Genomic DNA, 19,408 nt, shown 5'->3' on the forward strand with positions numbered 1-19,408 from the left:
GCGCAAAAGAATGACATCGTCGGCTGAAGCTGCCGATCTCCCCTCTCGAGGGGGGAGATTGGCAGTTTCAGCGCCCCGACCTCCTTCATAAGCTCTTCCTCAGCCAGCGAGTCCTCCATGAACAGCGATTCCCGTGCCCGCGATATTCTTTCCCGCCAGTCCGAGCTCGAGAGCGAGCGCGCCGCCTACGAGCCCGTGTGGGAGGCGGTGGCCGAGTTCTGCGATCCCGATGCGCCCGATATCTGGTCCGGGCGCGGCGCCCGCCGCGGCGACAGCCAGGCCGAGAGGCAGGAACGGCGCGGCGCCCGCGTCTATGCCAACACCATCAACTCGGCCGCCAACCGGCTGGCGGCGGGGCTCGAAAGCCTGATCATCCCGCAGTCGGAGAAATGGCACGGGCTGACCACCGCCGAGATGGACGACGAGGAGACCGACGAGGAAAAGGAATGGGCGGAAAACCTGCGCGACTTCCTGTTTTCGCTGCGCTACTCCGCCAATTCCAATTTCGTGCCGGCGACGCAGGCCTGCCTGCGCAATGTCGTGCGCTACGGTCCGGCCTATCTCTATGCCGAGGAAGGGTTCGGTTCGACGCTGATCCGCTACGCCTCGATCCCGGTGGTGGAAGGCTATCTGTCGCGCAACCGCTGGGGCCAGGTCGACATCTTCCACCGCCGCTACGAACGCACCGCGCGCCAGGCGGCGCAGCTGCTCGGCTACGAAAAACTGCCGGCGCGCATCAGGACGCTGGTCGACGACCCCGCCAAATGCGAGGAGAAGATCGCGCTCATCCAGTGCATCCAGCCGCGCGACGAGCGCCGCATGTACCGCTCGGGCGGAAGCTACCGCTATCTCGACGCCGCCTTTGCCTCCTACCACGTCATCGAGGACGAGGAGGAGATCGTGCGCGAGAGCGGTTTTCGCACCTTCCCGGTGTCGGCCTTCAACTGGCGCCGCTACGAGGGCGACGCCTACGGCATCTCGCCGACCATCGAAGCCCTGACGACCGTGCGCGAGGAAAACGCGGTACGCCGCTCGGGCCTGCGCGCGCTCCAGCAGATCACCGATCCGCCGACGGCGTCGAAGGCCAGGCTCGACTATGTGCCGGTGCTCAATCCGGGCGAGAATTATCCGGGCCTGATCGACGACAATGGAAGGCCGCTGATCGCGCCGATCACCACCGGACAGAACCCGAGCTACGCCTTCGACTATGCGGCGAGCCGGGCTGAGGAGATCCGCGACATGATGTTCGTCAATCTGTTCCAGACGCTGGTGCAGAACCCGCAGATGACCGCCACCGAGGCGCTGATCCGCCAGGAGGAGAAGGGCGCGCTGCTCGGGCCGTCGGGCTCGATCATCCAGGCGGGCTTTGCCACCAATCTCGACCGCGAGCTCGGCATATTGGAGGACAAGGGCCTCTATGACGAGGACAGCCGCTTCCTGCCGCCGGCGAGCCTGGCGGGCAAGGCGGTGCGGCCGACCTTCACCGGTCCGCTCGATGTCTTGCGCCGCTCGGCGGAAGCGCGCGACACCATCCAGCTGGTGACCACGGCCATGCAGATGGCGCAGTTCGACCCCGATGTGATGGACAATATCGACAGCGACGAGGCGCTCCGCGTCGTGCAGAGCGCGGGCCGCAGCCCGCAGCGCATCTTCCGCCGCAAGGACGAGGTGACGGGCCTGCGCGACACGAGGGCCAAGGCCAGCCAGGCGCAGGCCGGCATGGCGGCGCTCGCCACTGCCGGCAAGGTGGCCAAGGACGCCGTGCCGGCGGCCGTGCAGGCGCGCGAAAGCGGCCTGCTCGAGGGTTTGCAAGGCATGCTGGGGGGCGGCGGGGCCGGTGGCTTGGCACCCGATGCCGGCGCCCAGGGCGCGATGCCGGCCGGACAGCGCCCATGAGCCGCAAACGCTTCGCCCATGCGTCGCAGAACGGCGGCCCCGCCAAGGCGCGCGAGGCGCTCGCCAAGGCCTATCTGCGCGTCTTTTCCGGCGAGGACGGCGAAATGGTGCTGGCCGATCTCGCGGCGACGGTCGGCTATTTCAGGCGCCCGTCATACGGCGAGTGGATGGCGCGCACCAGAACGCCCAACGGCTTCGAACTGCACAGCGCGCTCAGCAACGCCCGCGCCGAAGTGGTGCAGCACATAATGGGTTTCCTGACGCTGGACGAGGCGCAGCTCGTGGCGCTGGAGAAGGCGGCGAGGGCGGAGGAGAGGTGAGGCGCTGAAGCCGCCGATCTCACCCCTTGTTCAAGGTTCGGCGACTATCGAGGTCGGCGCTCTACGGCGCCCCCCTCTGTCCTGCCGGACATCTCCCCCACAAGGGGGGAGATTGGCGGTCTGGCCGCCGGTGATTCAATAATTGCCGTTGTAGTACCGGTCGTCGCAAGGCGCGGTGTAGATGCGGCCGCGGCGGTCCTGGTAGCGGCAGAGCTGTTCGCCGCGGCGCTGCGGGGTGGTGGCCGAGCCCACGACAGCGCCGAGCAGCGCGCCGCTGGCCGCGCCGATGACAGTACTCTTGGTGTTGCCGCCGATGGCCTGGCCGACGAGGGCGCCGCCGGCGCCGCCGATCAGCGCACCGGTTCCGGCCCGCTGCTGGCCTTCCGTCTGCGCGCAGCCCGCCAGCGCGGCGGTCATCAAAACGGCGGCTATGGCTTTGTGAATGTTCATGTGACGTCTCCCTTGAAGATCTGAGATCCCTATCGATCGCCAAGTGCGGCCGCATTGCGGCGGAACGGCGGCACAGGCTCTCACGATATAAGACATGGTTTCTCGGGTGTTGATGGACCGAGGACGCGAAACACCTCTTTCGAACAAGGCGCTAGCACCGCTTCCTGGCAAAATGATTCAGCCGGCCTATGCCGCCTCGATAATCTTCCTGGCGGCGGCGGTCAGAAATCCGGAACGGCTGTAGCCGTGTCGTCTTGCATATTCGTCAATCTCGCCGAGGACATCTTCGGGAATGGTGACGTTGACCCGTACCACCCTCGTTGTCTCGATCTTCAGAGGGATCAGAACGGCAACGCCGGTAAGATTATCCTTGTCCGCCATCACTTGCTCGAGCGACGAGGGCTCGGGAATGGCCTCGCCATCCTCGACCAGACCATCGACATGAAAGGCGAGCGCTTCCTGCGCCATGGCACGGGCGTCGTCCAGTGTCGTGCCGGCAGTCACCACGCCGGGAAAATCGGGGAAAGAGACGCCGAAATCGCTGTCTGCTTCCTTGTGTATCAGTCCGATATATTGGCGCATCTCTCTACCTCAACTTGAGACCGGATTGCTTTTCGATGCTCTTCAGCGTGCCGATCGGGACATCCCGTTTGGGATGCGGAACCGTAACCCGACCCGGCTTGGTCGTGTGCTTGAACTGAGCATGACTGCCTTTTCGAGCCACTTCGAACCATCCATCGGCGGTCAATCTGACGATGATGTCGGAGCTCTTCATGTTGTGTATAGATACACACAGTTCAAGTGTCTGTCGATAGAGATCGCGCTGCCTGTCCCCGCCAGCCTTTCCCTCAAAGTCAGCGCGGATCGATGAAGGCGCCTTGTAGGTAAACGCGAACGCCGAGTTTCTTCGCGCCCCCTGTGTCCTGCCCGTCCTCCGCTGCAGCTGCGGAGGGTGGACCGGACACCTCCCCCCTCGTGGGGGAGATTGGCAGCCTTGCCGCCGGCTCATTTTCTAACCCCTTACAAAGGAAACATCACATGACAGATCTGGCAGATGCCGGGTCCGTGGCTGCCTCGTCGCAGCCGGCGGGCAACCCGGAACGGCCTCCGGCAGGCGCGGATAACGGGTCCGCCGGGCTTGCCGGCAAAAGTTGGTTTGACGGTCTTTCCGAAGGCAACCGCAAGCTTGCTGAAGCCAAGGGCTGGACCAAGCCTGAAAGCCTCGATCGGGTTTTCACATCCTATGCGGAGCTGGAGCGGCGGCAGGGCGAAAGCCTGCGCGTTCCAGCCAGGGACGCGCCAAAGGAAGACTGGGACAAATTCCATGCCCGGCTGCCCGAGGCGATGCGCCCGCTGACATCGCCCGAAAAAGTCGAATACCGGCGGCCGGAAGGCTTGCCGGAAGACTTCGCCTATTCGGACGAACTCGCCAATGCGTCCAAGGCCTGGGCGGTCGAAGCGGGTGCTTCGCCGAAGATCGCCCAAGCCTATCATGACAGGTTCGTCGGCTACATGGCCGAGCAGGCGGCGGCCCAGCAGGCAGCGCTCGCCCGCTCGGTCGAAGCCACCCATGACGATCTTGTCAGGGACTGGGGACCGACCGACAGCGACGGCTTTCGCCAGAAGCTGGAGGTCGCCAACCGGGCGATGAAGAAGCTCGGCCTGGTCGATGCCTACAAGCAGAAGGGCATCCTTCTGCCGGACGGCACCCTGACCGATCCGCAGATCGCCAGGGCCTTCCAGGCGATCGGCGAGGCGATGTTCCGCGAAGACACGATCGACGCCGACGCGGCGCCGCGGGGGCAAAACCCCTTCCGGCGCAACGCCGCCGGCGAGCGCAACGTTTCGGCGATATCAGCCCTTGTCAAAAGCGACCCTCAACGCGCCCGGCGGCTGGCCAGGGAAGCGGGCGAAAACCCGGATCTCTGGATGCCGAACAACCCCCTCTGATCCCGACGCATCAGCCGCCGATCAACCTCTCAAAGGAAAGACAAAATGGCAGACGCCTATACCCGTATCGCGGACGCGATCGTTCCGTCCGTTTATGCCCAATACGCTTTCGAGGAACACGTCCAGTCGCTCGAAATCTACCAGGCCGGCATCCTGTTTTCCGATCCGGCCATCTCGTCCAAACTGTCGATGGGCGGCCGTTCCGTCGACATGCCCGGCTGGAAGGATCTCGGCAACGACCCGTCCGAGCCGGTCAATGACGATCCGGCCGATTCCATCGAGATGAAGAAGATCGGCTCGCGCCGCGAGGTCGCCGCCCGCAATGTCCGCGCCCAGGCGTGGGGCGTTCCCGACCTGACCTCGATCCTGGCCGGCGACGATCCGCAGAAGCTGATCGTCAAGCGGCAGACCGAGTACTGGCAGCGCGCCAACAAGCTGACCCTGCTCGGCATGCTCAAAGGCGTCGTCGCCGACAATCTGGCCAATGACGGCGGCGACCTGGTGCGCGCCACCGGCGCCTCCATCGTCGACACCGACATCATCGAGGCGGCCTACCTTATGGGCGACCGCGCCGACAAGTTCCGCACCCTCTGGATGCATTCCAAGCAGATGAAGGCGCTGAAGCTCGCCGATCTCATCGACTATGTGCCGTCCTCGCAGCAGGGCGGGCCGCTCATCCCCTACTATATGGGGCTGCGCTGCGTGGTCGACGACGACATTCCGCAGGCGGGCGGCGTCTACACCGCGTTCATGTTCAAGGACAAGGCGATCCTGTGGAACGAGCTGCCCGTCAACACCGAAGGCGGGCCGCTGGAGTTCGACCGCAAGCCCCGCCAGGGCCATGGCGGCGGGGTGACGGAAATGGTCGGCCGCCGGCATTTCGTGCCGCACGTTCCCGGCACGCGCTTCCTCGACGCCTCCACCGCCGGCGAATTCGCCACCGATGCGGAGCTGGCGCTCGCGGCGAACTGGGACCGCACGGCGTCGAGCGTCAAGACCATGACGTTCATCGCGCTGAAGACCACGGAAGCGTAGGCGCGCTTCCTCTCCCCGCGAACGCAGTGGCGAGGAGCACAAATGCTGCAAGGCCGGCGGGACAGCGCCCCCCTCTGTCCTGCCGGACATCTCCCCCACAAGGGGGGAGATCGCTGTCACGCCGGCCTTCGCTGATCTCCACCGTTGCAAGAATGTGCGCTGGCGCTCGAACCGCCAATCTCCCCCCTCGTGGGGGAGATGTCCGGCAGGACAGAGGGGGGCGCCGTAGGGCGCCAGCCGAAGCGATTTGCACTCCACAACCCATCACCACGAGGCGCTGACCCATGGCCATAACCCCGACCGACATCGCCAACATGGCGCTGGCCGTCCTCGATGAGGCGCCGATCGACAGCCTCGACCAGGACATCAAGGCCGCGCGCTTGCTCAATGTGCATTTCGACCTGACGCGCGAAGCCGAGCTGACGAAATACGCCTGGGTGTTCGCCATCCTTTCGGCATCCGTGGCCGGCAGCGATACCGGCAGCGGCGCCTGCAGGCTGAACTTTGCCTATGAACTCCCTGTCGATTGCCTTCGCCCGCTGCCGCTTACCCACAATGGCGAGCCGGACGGTGTTGCGATCTCGTGGCGGCAGGAGGCGGGGCTGGTCTACAGCGACCGGGCAGGCCCGCTCACCATCCGCTATGTCGCCAACCTCACCGATCCCAACGACTGGGACGCGCTGTTCACCGAAGTGCTGGTGGCGGCGCTCGCCATCAAGGTCGCGCATCCGCTGACGCACAAGGCCGGCATGATCGACATTGCGCGTTCGGCGTACGACCGGGCGCTTGACGCCGCCTTCACCGCGCAGGCCATCCAGCGCGGCGGACGGCTTTCGATATCGAGCTGGGCGCAGCAGCGCGGCGATACCCGGTTTGTCGGCGTCGGGACCATGCGCTGATGGCGACGCTCTATCCGGCCCAGGACGTCTTCACCCGCGGCGAGATCTCGCCGCGCCTGCATGCGCGCGCCTCGCTCGATCTCTACCGGGCGGCGCTGTCGAAATGCGAGAACTTCGTCACCCTGCCGCATGGCGGCATCCGCAAGCGCGGCGGCACCTGTTTCGTCGGCGAGGTGAAAACGTCGGCGAAGAAAACACGGGCGATCCCGTTCATCTTCTCGGCCGACCAGGCCTATATGCTGGAGTTCGGCAATCTTTACATCCGCGTCTACGCATACGGCGCGCGTGTCGGCACGGTCGAGGTGGCCTCGCCCTATCTTGAAGCCGACCTGTTCGATCTCGACTATGTGCAGTCCGCGGACCAGATGTGGATTTCCCACAGGGACTATCCGCTCAAGGTACTGACGCGCACCGCCCATACGGCATGGACGCTCGACGACTACGCGATCGACGACGGGCCCTATGACGACATCAACGATACGCCGACCACGCTGACGCCGGCCGATTACGGCGCGCTGACGCCGAAGATGACGTCGAACACCGCGCCTTCCGGCACGGTCTCAGGCATGGGCGGGGCAGGGGACGCCTACCAGCTTTTCGACAAGGCGACAGAAACGGACAGCGGCATCACCGGCGCCACCAACGGCTCGGTCACCTACCAGCTTGCCGGTGGCGCCCAGGCCATCGTCGAGAACTACTACCTGACCGCACGCACAGGCGGGACGGTCGACCGCACGCCGACGATCTGGGTGCTCGAAGGATCGAATGACGGCGCGACATGGGTGACGCTCGACAGCCGCACCGGCGAGACCGGCTGGTCAGGCGGCGAAACCCGCTACTACGAATTCCTCAACAAGCTGGCGTTCGAATATCACCGCTTTACATGGAAGGCGATCAACGGAGCCTCGGACAGCGCGTTTTCCGAACTGAACCTCAACCGGGCGGCGGCCAGCCAGACGCCGTTCGACCTCACGGCGTCATCGACCGCCGGCATCAATGGCGGCGCCGGTTTCCAGGCTTCGGACGTCGGCCGGGCCATTCGCCTGCTTGCATCCGACGGCCGCTGGCGCTGGGCCAAGATCACCAGCCGCACCAGCGCCACGGCGGTGAAAATCCAACTGGATGGATTTGCCCTGCCGGACCTCAGCCCGATATCGCGCTGGCGCCTGGGCACGCTCGTGCCCGGCAAATATGTCGAAAGCGGATCGCTCTACGAGGAGCGCCTGGCCTTCAGCCGCAAGTTTTCGGTCTACGCCTCGGCAACGGGGGATTTCAACAATTTCGCATTGGGCGAGAAGGATGACGACGCGCTGGAATTCCTCCAGGCCGGCGGCGGCCAGGCGAACGACATCACGTGGATCGCGGAATCGGATGGCGCCCTGCTGATCGGGACGCTCGGCGGCATCCGCGCGCTCTCCGGCTCCGGCATCGACGAGGCATTGACGCCGTCCTCGTTCAAGAACCGGCGCTCGCGCACATCGGGCTGCGCCCGCATCCGTCCGGTCGATGCAGGCCAGTCCTTCCTCTATGTCACACGCTCGCGCCGCTCGATTGCCGAGCTGACGCAGGCTTCCACCGGCCGCTTCACCTCCGACGATATCGGCCAGATATCCGAACATATCCCGAAGAAAGGCGTGGTCGAATTGGCGTTCCAGACCGACCCCGACCCGATGCTGTGGTTTCCACTCGATAATGGCGAGCTCGGCGGCTACACCCACCAGCCCTCGCAGGAGGTGCGCGGCATGCACCGCCACCGCTTCGGCGGGGCCTTCAGCGGTTCCGGCTGGGCGGCCGTCGAAAGCGCCGTCGTGACGCCCGGCCAGGACGGCGTCGACGATATCTGGCTGGTCGTCAGGCGGACCATCGGCGGCGTGACCAGGCGCTATATCGAGATCATGACGGCGCCGTTCGAGTATGGGGCGCTGGAGGACGCCTTCCAGGTCGATTGCGGCCTGACCTATTCGGGCGCCGCGGTCAACACCGTGTCCGGGCTCGGCCATCTCGACGGCGAAAAGGTCGACGTGCTGGCCGGCGGCAAGGTCTATCGCGGGCTGCCGGTCGCCTCCGGCCAGGTGACGCTGCCCGACGGCGCCATCGCGGCCAAATGGCAGGTCGGGCTTGCCTTCCAGTCGCAGGCCGACACGCTGGAGCTCGACGTCGCCGGCCGGGACGGCTCGATCCTCGGCCGGCGCAAGAAGGTGGCGGGGGTGATCCTGTCCCTGCTCGAGACCGACACGACGGGGCTTCAGGTGCAATCGCTGATCCGCGGCCGCTGGGAAAGCGTGCGCATGCCCTCCATCGTCGCGCCCGACGGCAAGGCGAGCCTGTTCACCGGCAATGTCGAGGTGCCCATCGACGACAGCTGGGAAGGGCAGGGCCGGGTGCGGATCCGCCACGTCAACCCGACGCCCTGCACGATACGGGCGTTCACGCCCGTGTTCGACGCCGAGCCGTAAAGCGAGGCGCTCCACCGCCTCCACTCCTACCACAAGGAACCCACCCCGTGACCACATCCCCCCATGCCGAACAGCTCGGCAGGGCGCGGACGGCTGCCGAATACGCTGCCGTCATCGCCTTGCTCGATACCGACCTCAACGATGCGATCGCCCGCCGGCGCGGCTGCGAACAGGCCGAGGACCGCGCCGTTTTCGGCGACGGCGATCTCTCCGCCGCGCGCATCGCGCTGGACGACTGCAACGACGTTGTCGCGCTGCTGGAGAAGATCATCGCGGCAGCGGACAAATGCCGTGCCGCGGCCGCCGCGGCAGAGGCGCGCGCCGCCGTCGAGGCGCTGGGCGAGCAGGCGAAAGCCAGGGCGGAGGTGCTGACTGAGCGCTGGCGCGCCGTGCGCCGCCTGGTCGAGCTGTTGCGTCAGGAACTGTTCGAGGCCGATGCGCTCGCCCGCGCGCTCGCCACCGCCAACGGCCTGTTCGACGCCGCCGGCATGCCTGACCTGACGGTGAACCTGGCCCTTGCCCGCCGCGCCGCCATGGCCGGGCCGCGCGCGGCGGCGCCGGCGCGCCTCAGCCGCCCGGCGCTCCAGGCGGACAGGCTGCTTCTGTCGTTCACCAACCCCGGCGGCGCGCTTGACCCGCGACCGGCGCTCGGCGCGCGGGCGGCCAGGAAAACCCCCATTGCCGCATCCGAGCGAGGCTGACCATGTGCACATTAGCCCTTCTCGGCACGGCCATCTCCGTGGGTGGCGCATTGTTCGAAGGCCGGCAGCAGAGCCAGGCGGCCGGTTACCAGGCCAAGGCCTACGGGCAGCAGGCGCAGGCCGATGCGCAAAGTGCCGCCTTCGAACAGAGCCAGGAGCGCCACAGGCAGGATCTCCTGCTGTCGCAGGCGCGAGCCCGGGCGGGCGCCTCCGGCGTCGGCATACAGGGGTCGCCCGCCGAGGTGCTGGCCGCCAATGCCAGGCAAGGCCAGCTCGACCTCAAGGCGATCCAGTACGGCTCGGCGCTGCGCCGGAACTCTCTCGACAGCCAGGCCGCGCTCGCGCGCTTCTCCGGCAGGCAGGCGGCGGCGGCGTCGGTCTTCAAGGCCGGCGGCAGCCTCATGTCGGGTCTCTCGCGCCTCTACGACCCGACCAAGGCCGTGACCTTCGGCAAGGGCGCCTTCCCGCCGGCGCCAGGCGGCGCCTTCACGGGAGGGCTCTACTGATGGCGACGATTCCCCTCCAGATTGCGCAGCGCCGGCTCGACACCGGCAACGGCGTCTCCTATCCCGAGGGGTCGCCGGCCGGCAGGGCGATGCAGGATCTTGGCGACGAGCTTTCGGCCGTCGCCGAGCGCTACCGGCAGATGAAGGAGCGGCAGGACGCGTTCGACGCCGAGGTCGCGCGCCGCCGGTTCGCCGGCCGCATCGCGCAGGCGGAAGACGAGGTGGCGGCGAACGCGCCGGCCGACGGCAGCGGCCTGCATGATGCGATGTATGGCGAGGTCGACCCGCGCACCGGGCAGGTGGTCAAGCCCGGCCTGTTCGACAGGTTGTTCGACGAGGCTCTGCCTGAAATACCCGAGAGCCGGCGCGCCGATTTCGCCAGGCAGAAGGAGCCGATGCGCGCGGCCGGCTCGCCGCGCATGGCGGTAAGGCAACACCAGCGGCGCCAGGGCTATGAGCAGGCCCAGGTGGACACGGTGCTGCACACCAACGCCATTGCGATCGCGCAGGGCGACCCCGACGACGCCGTGACCTTCGAGGCCGCCCGCCAGGATGGGCTCGACCTCATCGACAAGATGAGCCTCGACCCGCAGATCAGGCAGCAGGTGGCGAAGGACTGGTTCAGCACCACGGCCAGGATGCGCTTCGAGGCGCTGATCGCCAAGGACCCGAAGCGAGCGCTTGAGATGTTCGGTGTGGGGGCGCCGGGAGAGTCTTCCAGCAGCGATGCCTCCGACGGTCAACCGGTCAGCTGGATCCGAGTTTCGGGCAACTCAGATGCGGCGGCAACGAAAGGCGATCGTGTTGGAAAGCCGACGCCGGATGAAATTGTGGCGCAAGCGTTTGGGGAAGACATTACCCAAGAAGATCGGCCAGCGCTGCTCCAACAGGCGCAGGCAGCCCACGCTTCTCGGCAAGTTGAAACGCGCACCCGGATTGGCCTCGCCGAGCAAGTCGCACCTAAGGCGATCAGAGAGACCGGCAGCTATTCAGGACCGACTTTTACGCCTGAGAATTTCGCCGCGCTCTATGGCAAGACGGAAGGGACAAAGCGATTTCAGGCCTTCAATCAAGCGCTTGATGTCAGCCGCCAGTTCTACGGCATGCGCACGATGTCTAACGACGCCGTGCGGGCCATGGTCAAAGAGTCGGCGCCCAAGGCCGATAGTGCGACACCGGAAGAGGACCGGGTGCGTCATGACGCAATAGCCGCCGCGGCTGACCTGACATTGCAAGCGAGGCAGGACGATCCGGGCGGTTATGTACGCAAGACGTTCGCGAGCCTCGACGCTACCTGGAACAATCTTTCGAAGCCGGAAGACTATCAAGCTGCCATCATCGGCTCGATCGCCGCCCAGCAGCAGTTAGGTCTCAAATCCGTTCAGCCTCTGCCGAATTCCGTCGCTGAAGACGTCAATAACAAGCTCAGTGATGGGAGTCGGCTGCAGCAGGCCAAGGAAGCGGATCTGAGCAACATGCTCCAGGCAACACCTCCGGCGCTACGCCCAGCGATGCTTGATCATTTGCTGCAGACGAGGGTCGCTAAATCAAACGAAGGCATAGTCGACGACGGGTCCCTAGCATCGATGGTGGATCCGGAGAAATTGGCCAAGTCAGCTGAGGCTGTGCGGCGAGCGTTATCCGGAGAAGGGCGAAAGCCGGAATGGCTGACCAATTATATTCCGACCAACCAGGAATGGTTGGGAGGATTGATCGCCGGCGATAGTGAACGCGGAAGTCTACGGCGGCTTCTTGCTCAAAAGCTTGTGGGCTCTGACGGGCTCGGCGAAACCGGCATCTCCTTGGCTGATGCCACGCCGTTCGCGGTGTCGTTTGCGCTTGAAAAAACCGCGAACGCGGCACTGGACGGCAACTACGGCGAAGCATTGCTCAACGTGGCGGGAGCAATTCCCGTCGAAAGACTGGCCAGGCCGGCCTTGGAACAGGCCGGAAAGATTGCCAAACCTTGGATCGAGAGCTTTTCCTTATTTTCGAAGCGGTCGGCTGAACTTGCTAAAAGCAGCGAGGTACTTGTTCGTGGCGTCGATGCTGAAACCCTTCGATTCCAGCAGAAGCTCGCACGCTCAGTCTTCCCACGGCGTGCAAGGAAGAGGACGCGTCCGGGTGAAATATCTGAAAATGCTTTTAGTACCGCGTTACTGGCTTCGTTGCTCGCTAGGGATCCCTCTGCTATTAAATATGCTGGAGCAAAGGTTGGATGGACAAAATCAAAGAACTACCGAAAAACCTTCTTTGATGCCAATCCTACGCTCAATAGCAGCGACTATGTGGTTCATCACAGCGTCGAGAAGCGAGTGCTCAAAAAATATCCGGGGCTTTTTACGGAGGAAGAGCTGCATTCGCTTGAAAACCTTCGCGGAATAAGAGCGGATTTCGATATAAATTTGCATCTAAAAGTCATTCGATCAGAATGGGACGAATTTTATAGGACGCACGCAACCGCTACGCGGCAGCAAGTTCTTGACTACGCAACGCACTTAGACAAAAAATATGGGCATTTGTTTGATCCCCCGGTAGGTGATTGATGAGATACTATGAAGTAAAGCCTCTAGTAGCCGGCGAGCTAGGCGATGACACTGTCGAGGATGCCAGCGTTCATCCGCCCATTGTGAGCAAGCTCCACTATCATTTCGCGGGCTGGCTGGGAGATGCACTCGTGACCTCGTTTCCCTGTTTTCTTGTGACCGAAGAAGCCAAACGTGGGTTGCTCGCTATCGGCATCTCTGGCGCCACATTCGCCGACGCGCAGGTGACCATATCCGAGGATTTTCACCTGGTGCAGCCCGACGTCGTGCTCCCTCCGTTTGTCTGGCTCAAGGTGGACGGCAAGGCAGGTCACGACGACTTTGGGATTAATCAGAACCTGTACCTCGTTATATCGGAGCGGGCCCTCGATGTGCTTGATGAACTGGGGCTTCCTTCCGCATCCATCGAACCGTTCCACGTCGGCAACAAATAGTGTGGCACCCACGTCGTAGCAGACGTTAAAACGCCGGATCAGGGTGGAGTTCAGAAGCGGCGTTATTACCCGGCTAGAAGTCCGAAGCCGCTCACTTGAAAGCGGTCGCTTTCGTCAACTTCTTTCGCCATGTTGATCGTGGAGAATAACGCCAAAGCTCATCTGGGCAGCGTCACATGCTAGTTTTCGGTCAATGTCAGCACCGGACTGGACGAGAAGATCTTCCCGTTGCCTCGCCACCGGTCGCTACTAGATGGCAATATGGATGGATGGAAATTCGAAGATCCAAGAAATTTAGCTGTCATTTCGACCCGAAAATATTTCGTGGCTGCGGCTGGATTGGATACGCTTCACATGATGCCGACAATGAGTCGTGGCAATTCTACGGACATGAGGCTGAAGTTGATGAAACTGACCTAATGCTAGTAGGCTTGGGCGAGGTGGTAGAGCTTGATCACACTATTGCGCAGTTAGCGGATTTACTGTTGGGCTGGCATGCTTGGCGCGATACAAAAACCTCGCCATGGCAGCGGGGGAAAATCTCTTAGATGCATCCAGAGCTGAAGCGGAAATGGATGTTTCCCATGAAAAAGCTCTGGCCGATGGTGGAGCGGATCATGTATCAAATGTTCAGCCGCGTATCAGGGAAGACCACATAAGGCTCCATCAGGAGGCTGGTGATTTTCGGCGTTGGGCCAAGAGACGATGGCGGAAGAATAAATGAAGTAATGGAGAGGGTGTGTGAACGCAATTATGCCAGATCTCAGTACAGTAAGCCGTTTGCCGCTTCCTGAGGGCGATCAAGACGCCGATGATAATCTTGATGCAGCTCTTCAAGAGGCCCGTGAATATATAAAGTTTTATGATTGGGGAAAGAATATAAAAACAGAGTAGCTTGGATATGGCGCCGAGGGAATAATATACATTTTTCTCTTCGAGATTTCACCGGGGAGACCAGATGTGCCCCAATGGATATGGGTAATCGTGGGTGATGTGCCGCCAGCTTATATGCCCGGCGACGATGTCGAGACTCCGTACGAGGCGCTGGATGGATATATCGGCGCAATGGATGAGTGGGTTGAGGCCGCGCGTCAGGGGAAGTCAGTGGCGAAGCTGATCCCTGTGAATGTCCCGGCGAACCCCGCCAATGCCGAGATGTTGGGCGGACGTCTTAAATTCCTCGATGAAAAGATTCTGCCGCTGCTTGAAAAGTGATGTGTAGGCACTTGTATAGGCAATGAGGCGTTTTTGACCCGGATTGCCGAACAACGGCAAAGCCGTTGAATCTGGGGAGAGAGGCAGGCGAAGAAGGAAATCAGTGCACTGTCACCGCCGCTTTTCCTGGGTGAGAAGATGACATCTCAAACCAGGAGCTGTCGGACCTCGAGGTTTATTGGCACATTATGGGCCCGGTCATAGCGAAGGTGAAGGGATTGCCTCCGGGACCCCAATAAACCTCAAGTCGTAAATTGGAATGACGGCCTCTAAATTGTTGCATTTGGCTCTAATCCGTATGGGCGGCGCTGGTCGCGGTGCCCAATCCTGACGATCGAACCAATTGACTAGACCGGGGAGAGACCAACCGCGGAAGAGCGCATTCTGCCCGAGCTCGGAGAGACGGCTACATTTTTCTGATGAAGCCACCTGAGCGGGAGGCCGGAGGCACCGGCTTCGAGAGGAAGGGGATTCCGATCGTTTCGATCCTATGCGGTGACAGGTGTTGGCTCTCGAGCTCGGCAGCGACAAGGTGGAGATGACCGAGGCGGATCTCTCCAAAGACCTGAAAAGGGGAATGCGGTGGTCGCGAGAATATGGCGCAGCCTTGTTGCGTTTGGCCAGATGATGGCTGGGGCGGAAGAACTTCGGCCCGTTGCCGTGACGGCAGAGAATTCGGTAATGAGATACTATGAAGTAAAGCCTCTAGTAGCCGGTGAGCTAGGCGATGACACTGTCGAGGATGCCAGCGTTCATCCGCCCATTGTGAGCAAGCTCCACTATCATTTCGCGGGCTGGGTGGGAGATGCACTCGTGACCTCGTTTCCTTGTTTTCTTGTGACCGAAGAAGCCAAACGTGGGTTACTCGCTATCGGCATCTCTGGCGCCACATTCGCCGACGCGCAGGTGACCGTTTCCGAGGATTTTCATCTAGTGCAGCCCGACGTTGTGCTCCCTCCGTTTGTCTGGCTCAAGGTGGACGGCAAGGCAGGTCTCGACGACTTCGGAATTAATCAGAAACTGTACCTTGTGATGTCGGAGCGCGCCTTAGACGTGCTTGATGAACTGGGGCTTCCTTCCGCATCCATCGAACCGTTCGACGTCGGCAATGCGTAGTGGATCACCCGCGTCGTGGCCGACGGCGTCAAAGCGCCTCGGATCAGCGTGGAGTTCAGGAGAGCGTTATTGCCCGACTAGAGTCCAGAGCCGCTTACTTGTCGCTCCATCGCGCGGCTACTCGGCCGCCAACGCGATGGCCGGCCGGCGGACGGGAGGCAACGCCAAGATCCGCGGGATGAGCGAATCCGGCCTGCTATAGCGCGTTCCCGTCAGCTGTTCCTCGCCTGGCTGCCGCAGTGCCCCCACGGGCCCAGCCTACCGACGCGTGTAGTGGCCCCGCTCACCGAACTCTGGCACGCCGTCGTCCAACTTCTTGGTTTGGGTGAATTGCTGGCCAGTCGGCGCCGATGGCTGAAGAAGACAATTTTATGCAAATGTTTCCGGATTGGTCTATTCTGTTACCTGGAGGCAGTTCAGGTGCAATACAGCGGAAACACCCACGGAACACCTTGGCGTTAGGGCTGCCAATGCACTTCGATGGCGCATTTGGCAGCTCTGCGATGAGTAATATTAGCTAGCATAAACTTTGGCATGTTCGTTGCACCTTACCCCTTGAGGGGGCCACAGGGGTTGGAACCGATGTATCGAAATGACGCAGATCTGTTCGCGCGGGCGAGCGCGCGGGGCATTACGATCTATCAACGCTCAAAGACGGTGTGGATCGCGGCGGGAAGCTACCGGGACCGCGAATATGCGGTGAAGGGGCGGACACCCGCCCTTGCGCTCGCATTGTGGAAGGAGGCCACCAGATACAGCGGGTCGGGACTTTAGAGCCTGTCCTTGCCGTCTGGATGAAGCCTCAAAGGCGATCTAGACGCCCGCTACGCGACAGAACATCTGCAACGCCGTCAGGGTGCGGGCTTCGGTCGGCTCTTCGCCTCCTGCCTGTAAATCCGCCGGCGCCGCCACCGCTCCAACGGATTTGTACCGGGAAGCGAACGGCCTTTCTTCTGCCGTGCGGTTGTCGTTTGCAGCGACGACAATCGCGGATTTTTTCATCGGAAATCACACCTTGTGGAATCGCTGCGACATTGACGCTCCCATAGCGCAAGGCACCGCAGTGCGCGGGTGTTAACACGGCAGCCAGTCCGGGTGCAAGCAGGCATTGCTGCTTGTCAGGAAGTGCGTGCCCAAGGACAGAAAACCGACTGCTGAATTGTCTCTCGCCTGGCCGAGCGGCCGTGACCGAATTTCTCAAAGAAGAACCTGAATGACCGTGGCGCCGTGGCCGCACGGGCCAGCGCTTATCCCCTCCGAACCCGTCGCCACGCCGCCAACCAACCCGAATTCCAAGCCTTGCTTTCGCGAGGCTTTTTTATGGAGCAAGCCTCATGGCCCGACCCGCAACTGCCGCCGTTCGCCTTTTGACGGGCGAGCGCGAACCCGTGCGCCTGGCGACGACGGCAAACCTGGAGACGGTCATCGTCGACGGCGTTGCCTGGATCCTGGGCCTGAAGACAATCGATGGGATTTCGACCGCCGTCGGCGACCGGGTACTGGTCAAGAACCAGTCGGACGCCCGGCTGAACGGCATCTACACGGCGAGCGAGGGCTACTGGTACCGCGCGGCGGACGCCCGCACCACGCGCACGATGCAGAAGGGAACGACCGTTCACGTGCAGGAGGGGGTTGTTTCGGGTGGCCTGGTCTACGCTTTCCAGACCCTCAACCCGGTGATCGGCACGAGCAACATCGTGATCTCCTACTATCTGTCGGATGATCCGCTCGCAGATATCGGCGGAGCGCTGGCGGCAGTCATCCACATCGCGGAACTCGCGCGCGACCTGGCCCAGCAATATGCCGCCGACGCCGCGCAGGTTTCGGGCGTCAACGTGCCGATCTACGCTTCCGTGGCGACGGCATCGGGCTCGACGATCGCTGCCGGTGTCAAGAGCATCAGGACCCAGTTCTACGCCCCGGTCTTCACGACCCCGGCAACCCTGGTGGGCGGCGCCAACTATGCCCGCATGTCGCGCGCCGCGATCACCGCCGGCGGCTACCCGGCGCTGGCCTATTTCCGATCCGCCGACCGTTTCATGCCGGACGGGACAACCGATGCGGTCAATGGCGGCTTTTGGGTGTTGAATGAAAGCGTCGTTGACTTACGTCAACTCGGCAGTGGGCTAGGCAACGCAGCGGCCGACACGGCGGCGCTGATTGCGGCGGTCCAGATCGTCGACGGCAAGGATCGCGGCACAATCCGCCTGCCACCAACGAATATCACGATCAACCAAACGATCGATATCGCTCTCGGGCTATTCGATGTCGAAGGCTTCGGCCGCGACGTTTCGACCATCACGAGCGCAGTGATCAATGGCGCGCCACTGTTTCGTCTGGTCGGCCACACATTGCGGCTCGGATTTCGCGATTTTAAGGCGCTTGGCAATCAATTGACCGGGGCCGCCGGCAACGGCCATGCCTTCGCGCTATGGGATACGGATGGTTTTCAAAGCGGCTCCGCGCTGCCACAGGGAGTCATTATGGAGCGCGTCTGTATCGACGGCTTCCGTGGTACCGGCCCGGAGGGCGGATCCTTCGACAATGCGGGCACGATGCCTGCATGTGGCGTCAACAACAAGGGCGGCCTCGGATGTACGTACCGAGATATTGAAATCCTGCGGTGTGGTGGCGGCATCTACATGGGTTATACGCAGAATTGCCTCATCGAAAACCCGCTCTTCTCACAGATTGACCGGTTCGGTATCCTCGATTACCGTTCCGCCTCTCTGCGCATTAAGAACGGCGACGTGCAGGATTGCTGTGGGGATGGAACGTCCCTCACTGTGCCGGCAGCAATTCCTTGCGCCAACATTTTATCCTACTTCGGCAATGGCACACAAATTGAGGGTGTGAAGACGAAGGGCGCTGGAGGCAATTGCCAAATCTGGATTGGTGACGGTGTGGGTGTGCAGGTCAACCGGAACTGGTTACAGGTCTACATGCTCAATGATGTGCCTCACAACGGTATCATCATTAACCGGACGACCGGATTTTCCTGTGAGGGAAACATGTTCGACCTGTCTCAGTCCACCTATAGGGCCACCCAGAAGAACCAAGGAATACAGATCACCAACGATCAGGCTAACGACCCCGTTAGTGGGGCAGTAAGGGGAAACCAGTTCCGGTTCTCTCCGGGCCAAGACATCTCGTCCTTTATCCGCATAGCGGGTAATGCCGGCAACCGGCTGTTCGCGGGCCTGATTGTGGAGGGCAATGTCCTCGGTGGCTTCCTCGCGCCCAGCATCGGCTGTACAGTGGATGACGGTATCCTTGTCCAGAATGCCAAGCTGGTGGGCTGCCGTATCGCCAATAACGTGTTCGATGCCACCACAGGGGTGACGTTCACCAACGGTCTGCGTTTCGCTAGCGTTACGGACGGCGGGAAAAACTGGCTGGGCGGCAACCACATGAACATCAGCGGTGGCGCGATCATCACGTCCTTCAACGGCATCGCGGAAAGCGAGTTGCGTACCGTGGGGCAGGTTTTCGTAAACCCAACCCCGGGCATCCCAACGGGGACAACCCTGACTGTGCAGGTTGCCGTACCGGGTGCCGTTCGTGGTGACCTAGTAACGGGCGTTGGATTTAGCGCCGACCTGCTGGGTTGCACGATTAAGTACGCCGGGGTCGTCACCGCTGATCTTGTCGACATAATCATTGCAAACGACACAGGGGTAACGAAGGACCCAGGCAGCGGCGTGATGACTGTTGTAGTCCGCAAATGGCAGTTCGGAGGCTAATCAACGGATCAACCAATCACCAAAGAACATAGCCAGGAGGTTGCCGGCGACCATCAACCAGAAGAAGGCTTGGAAAAACGCGTTCCGCCAGATTAAGCCGAATACCTCGATACATGCAATCCGCCACCGATCTCCTTCGGC

General features: G+C 62.3%; 18 protein-coding genes. 14 read left to right on the forward strand and 4 right to left on the reverse strand.

Annotated elements, in window-relative coordinates; genetic code table 11:
• Positions 1-117: 117 nt before the first annotated feature.
• Positions 118-1,896: a portal protein gene (locus tag LB566_RS10860; RefSeq protein ID WP_224624411.1), complete on the forward strand. Its 1,779-nt coding sequence runs from the start codon at positions 118-120 to the stop codon at positions 1,894-1,896.
• Positions 1,893-2,216, forward strand: coding sequence for a hypothetical protein (locus LB566_RS10865; protein WP_224624412.1), 324 nt, complete (start codon positions 1,893-1,895; stop codon positions 2,214-2,216). Before LB566_RS10860 ends, LB566_RS10865 begins: the two co-directional genes overlap by 4 nt.
• A gap of 135 nt (positions 2,217-2,351) precedes the next feature.
• Here the strand turns inward: LB566_RS10865 and LB566_RS10870 are convergent, their stop codons facing one another.
• The 3 genes from LB566_RS10870 to LB566_RS10880 form a co-directional block, all read right to left on the reverse strand.
• Positions 2,352-2,666, reverse strand: a complete 315-nt coding sequence (locus LB566_RS10870; protein WP_140553709.1) for a YMGG-like glycine zipper-containing protein — start codon at positions 2,664-2,666, stop codon at positions 2,352-2,354.
• Between the two features lie 186 nt (positions 2,667-2,852).
• Positions 2,853-3,248 (reverse strand): type II toxin-antitoxin system HicB family antitoxin, encoded by a 396-nt coding sequence (locus tag LB566_RS10875; RefSeq protein ID WP_140553711.1) that lies wholly within the window; start codon positions 3,246-3,248, stop codon positions 2,853-2,855.
• A gap of 4 nt (positions 3,249-3,252) precedes the next feature.
• Complete coding sequence (locus LB566_RS10880) at positions 3,253-3,441, reverse strand: type II toxin-antitoxin system HicA family toxin (protein ID WP_140553713.1); 189 nt, start codon at positions 3,439-3,441, stop codon at positions 3,253-3,255.
• A 263-nt stretch (positions 3,442-3,704) separates the two neighbouring features.
• Here LB566_RS10880 and LB566_RS10885 point away from each other — a divergent pair, with 263 nt between their 5' ends.
• The 11 genes from LB566_RS10885 to LB566_RS10935 all read left to right on the forward strand — a co-directional run bounded on the left by LB566_RS10885 (position 3,705) and on the right by LB566_RS10935 (position 15,524).
• Positions 3,705-4,616: a hypothetical protein gene (locus tag LB566_RS10885; protein WP_224624413.1), complete on the forward strand. Its 912-nt coding sequence runs from the start codon at positions 3,705-3,707 to the stop codon at positions 4,614-4,616.
• Positions 4,617-4,661: 45 nt separating this feature from the next.
• Complete coding sequence (locus tag LB566_RS10890; protein ID WP_140553716.1) at positions 4,662-5,651, forward strand: Coat protein; 990 nt, start codon at positions 4,662-4,664, stop codon at positions 5,649-5,651.
• 284 nt (positions 5,652-5,935) lie between these two features.
• Positions 5,936-6,550, forward strand: coding sequence for a hypothetical protein (locus LB566_RS10895; RefSeq protein ID WP_224624414.1), 615 nt, complete (start codon positions 5,936-5,938; stop codon positions 6,548-6,550).
• On the forward strand, positions 6,550-9,006 hold the full coding sequence (locus LB566_RS10900; protein ID WP_224624415.1) for a hypothetical protein: 2,457 nt from the start codon (positions 6,550-6,552) through the stop codon (positions 9,004-9,006). Before LB566_RS10895 ends, LB566_RS10900 begins: the two co-directional genes overlap by 1 nt.
• A 47-nt stretch (positions 9,007-9,053) precedes the next feature.
• Positions 9,054-9,707 carry a hypothetical protein gene (locus tag LB566_RS10905; RefSeq protein ID WP_224624416.1) on the forward strand — a complete coding sequence of 218 codons (654 nt, stop codon included), beginning with the start codon at positions 9,054-9,056 and terminating at the stop codon, positions 9,705-9,707.
• A gap of 2 nt (positions 9,708-9,709) precedes the next feature.
• A complete protein-coding gene (locus tag LB566_RS10910; protein WP_224624417.1) occupies positions 9,710-10,213 on the forward strand; it encodes a hypothetical protein in 504 nt (167 codons plus the stop codon).
• Positions 10,213-12,759 (forward strand): hypothetical protein, encoded by a 2,547-nt coding sequence (locus LB566_RS10915; protein ID WP_224624418.1) that lies wholly within the window; start codon positions 10,213-10,215, stop codon positions 12,757-12,759. Before LB566_RS10910 ends, LB566_RS10915 begins: the two co-directional genes overlap by 1 nt.
• The gene (locus LB566_RS10920; protein ID WP_140553726.1) at positions 12,759-13,193 is read left to right on the forward strand and encodes a hypothetical protein; all 435 of its coding nucleotides are present in this window, start codon (positions 12,759-12,761) and stop codon (positions 13,191-13,193) included. The genes LB566_RS10915 and LB566_RS10920 overlap by 1 nt, the downstream gene beginning before the upstream one ends.
• A gap of 741 nt (positions 13,194-13,934) precedes the next feature.
• Positions 13,935-14,087: a hypothetical protein gene (locus tag LB566_RS10925; protein ID WP_224624419.1), complete on the forward strand. Its 153-nt coding sequence runs from the start codon at positions 13,935-13,937 to the stop codon at positions 14,085-14,087.
• 90 nt (positions 14,088-14,177) lie between these two features.
• Positions 14,178-14,408, forward strand: a complete 231-nt coding sequence (locus LB566_RS10930; protein WP_224624420.1) for a hypothetical protein — start codon at positions 14,178-14,180, stop codon at positions 14,406-14,408.
• Positions 14,409-14,990: 582 nt separating this feature from the next.
• Positions 14,991-15,524, forward strand: coding sequence for a hypothetical protein (locus LB566_RS10935; RefSeq protein WP_224624421.1), 534 nt, complete (start codon positions 14,991-14,993; stop codon positions 15,522-15,524).
• Positions 15,525-16,337: 813 nt separating this feature from the next.
• Here the strand turns inward: LB566_RS10935 and LB566_RS10940 are convergent.
• On the reverse strand, positions 16,338-16,526 hold the full coding sequence (locus tag LB566_RS10940) for a hypothetical protein (RefSeq protein ID WP_140553728.1): 189 nt from the start codon (positions 16,524-16,526) through the stop codon (positions 16,338-16,340).
• A 332-nt stretch (positions 16,527-16,858) separates the two neighbouring features.
• Here LB566_RS10940 and LB566_RS10945 point away from each other — a divergent pair, with 332 nt between their 5' ends.
• Positions 16,859-19,267, forward strand: coding sequence for a hypothetical protein (locus tag LB566_RS10945; protein ID WP_224624422.1), 2,409 nt, complete (start codon positions 16,859-16,861; stop codon positions 19,265-19,267).
• The last annotated feature ends 141 nt before the right edge of the window (positions 19,268-19,408 follow it).

The organism is Mesorhizobium sp. CA13 (assembly GCF_020165235.1).
In the GTDB taxonomy this organism is placed as follows: domain Bacteria; phylum Pseudomonadota; class Alphaproteobacteria; order Rhizobiales; family Rhizobiaceae; genus Mesorhizobium.

Excerpts from the sequence above, each read along its gene's own strand:
- LB566_RS10885 (WP_224624413.1), top strand. The coding sequence starts at position 3,705 with ATGACAGATCTGGCAGATGCCGGGTCCGTGGCTGCCTCGTCGCAGCCG.
- LB566_RS10890 (WP_140553716.1), top strand. The coding sequence starts at position 4,662 with ATGGCAGACGCCTATACCCGTATCGCGGACGCGATCGTTCCGTCCGTT.
- LB566_RS10915 (WP_224624418.1), top strand. The coding sequence starts at position 10,213 with ATGGCGACGATTCCCCTCCAGATTGCGCAGCGCCGGCTCGACACCGGC.
- LB566_RS10940 (WP_140553728.1), bottom strand. The coding sequence starts at position 16,526 with ATGAAAAAATCCGCGATTGTCGTCGCTGCAAACGACAACCGCACGGCA.
- LB566_RS10920 (WP_140553726.1), top strand. The coding sequence starts at position 12,759 with ATGAGATACTATGAAGTAAAGCCTCTAGTAGCCGGCGAGCTAGGCGAT.
- LB566_RS10895 (WP_224624414.1), top strand. The coding sequence starts at position 5,936 with ATGGCCATAACCCCGACCGACATCGCCAACATGGCGCTGGCCGTCCTC.
- LB566_RS10860 (WP_224624411.1), top strand. The coding sequence starts at position 118 with ATGAACAGCGATTCCCGTGCCCGCGATATTCTTTCCCGCCAGTCCGAG.
- LB566_RS10880 (WP_140553713.1), bottom strand. The coding sequence starts at position 3,441 with ATGAAGAGCTCCGACATCATCGTCAGATTGACCGCCGATGGATGGTTC.
- LB566_RS10875 (WP_140553711.1), bottom strand. The coding sequence starts at position 3,248 with ATGCGCCAATATATCGGACTGATACACAAGGAAGCAGACAGCGATTTC.
- LB566_RS10865 (WP_224624412.1), top strand. The coding sequence starts at position 1,893 with ATGAGCCGCAAACGCTTCGCCCATGCGTCGCAGAACGGCGGCCCCGCC.
- LB566_RS10910 (WP_224624417.1), top strand. The coding sequence starts at position 9,710 with ATGTGCACATTAGCCCTTCTCGGCACGGCCATCTCCGTGGGTGGCGCA.
- LB566_RS10870 (WP_140553709.1), bottom strand. The coding sequence starts at position 2,666 with ATGAACATTCACAAAGCCATAGCCGCCGTTTTGATGACCGCCGCGCTG.
- LB566_RS10900 (WP_224624415.1), top strand. The coding sequence starts at position 6,550 with ATGGCGACGCTCTATCCGGCCCAGGACGTCTTCACCCGCGGCGAGATC.
- LB566_RS10945 (WP_224624422.1), top strand. The coding sequence starts at position 16,859 with ATGGCCCGACCCGCAACTGCCGCCGTTCGCCTTTTGACGGGCGAGCGC.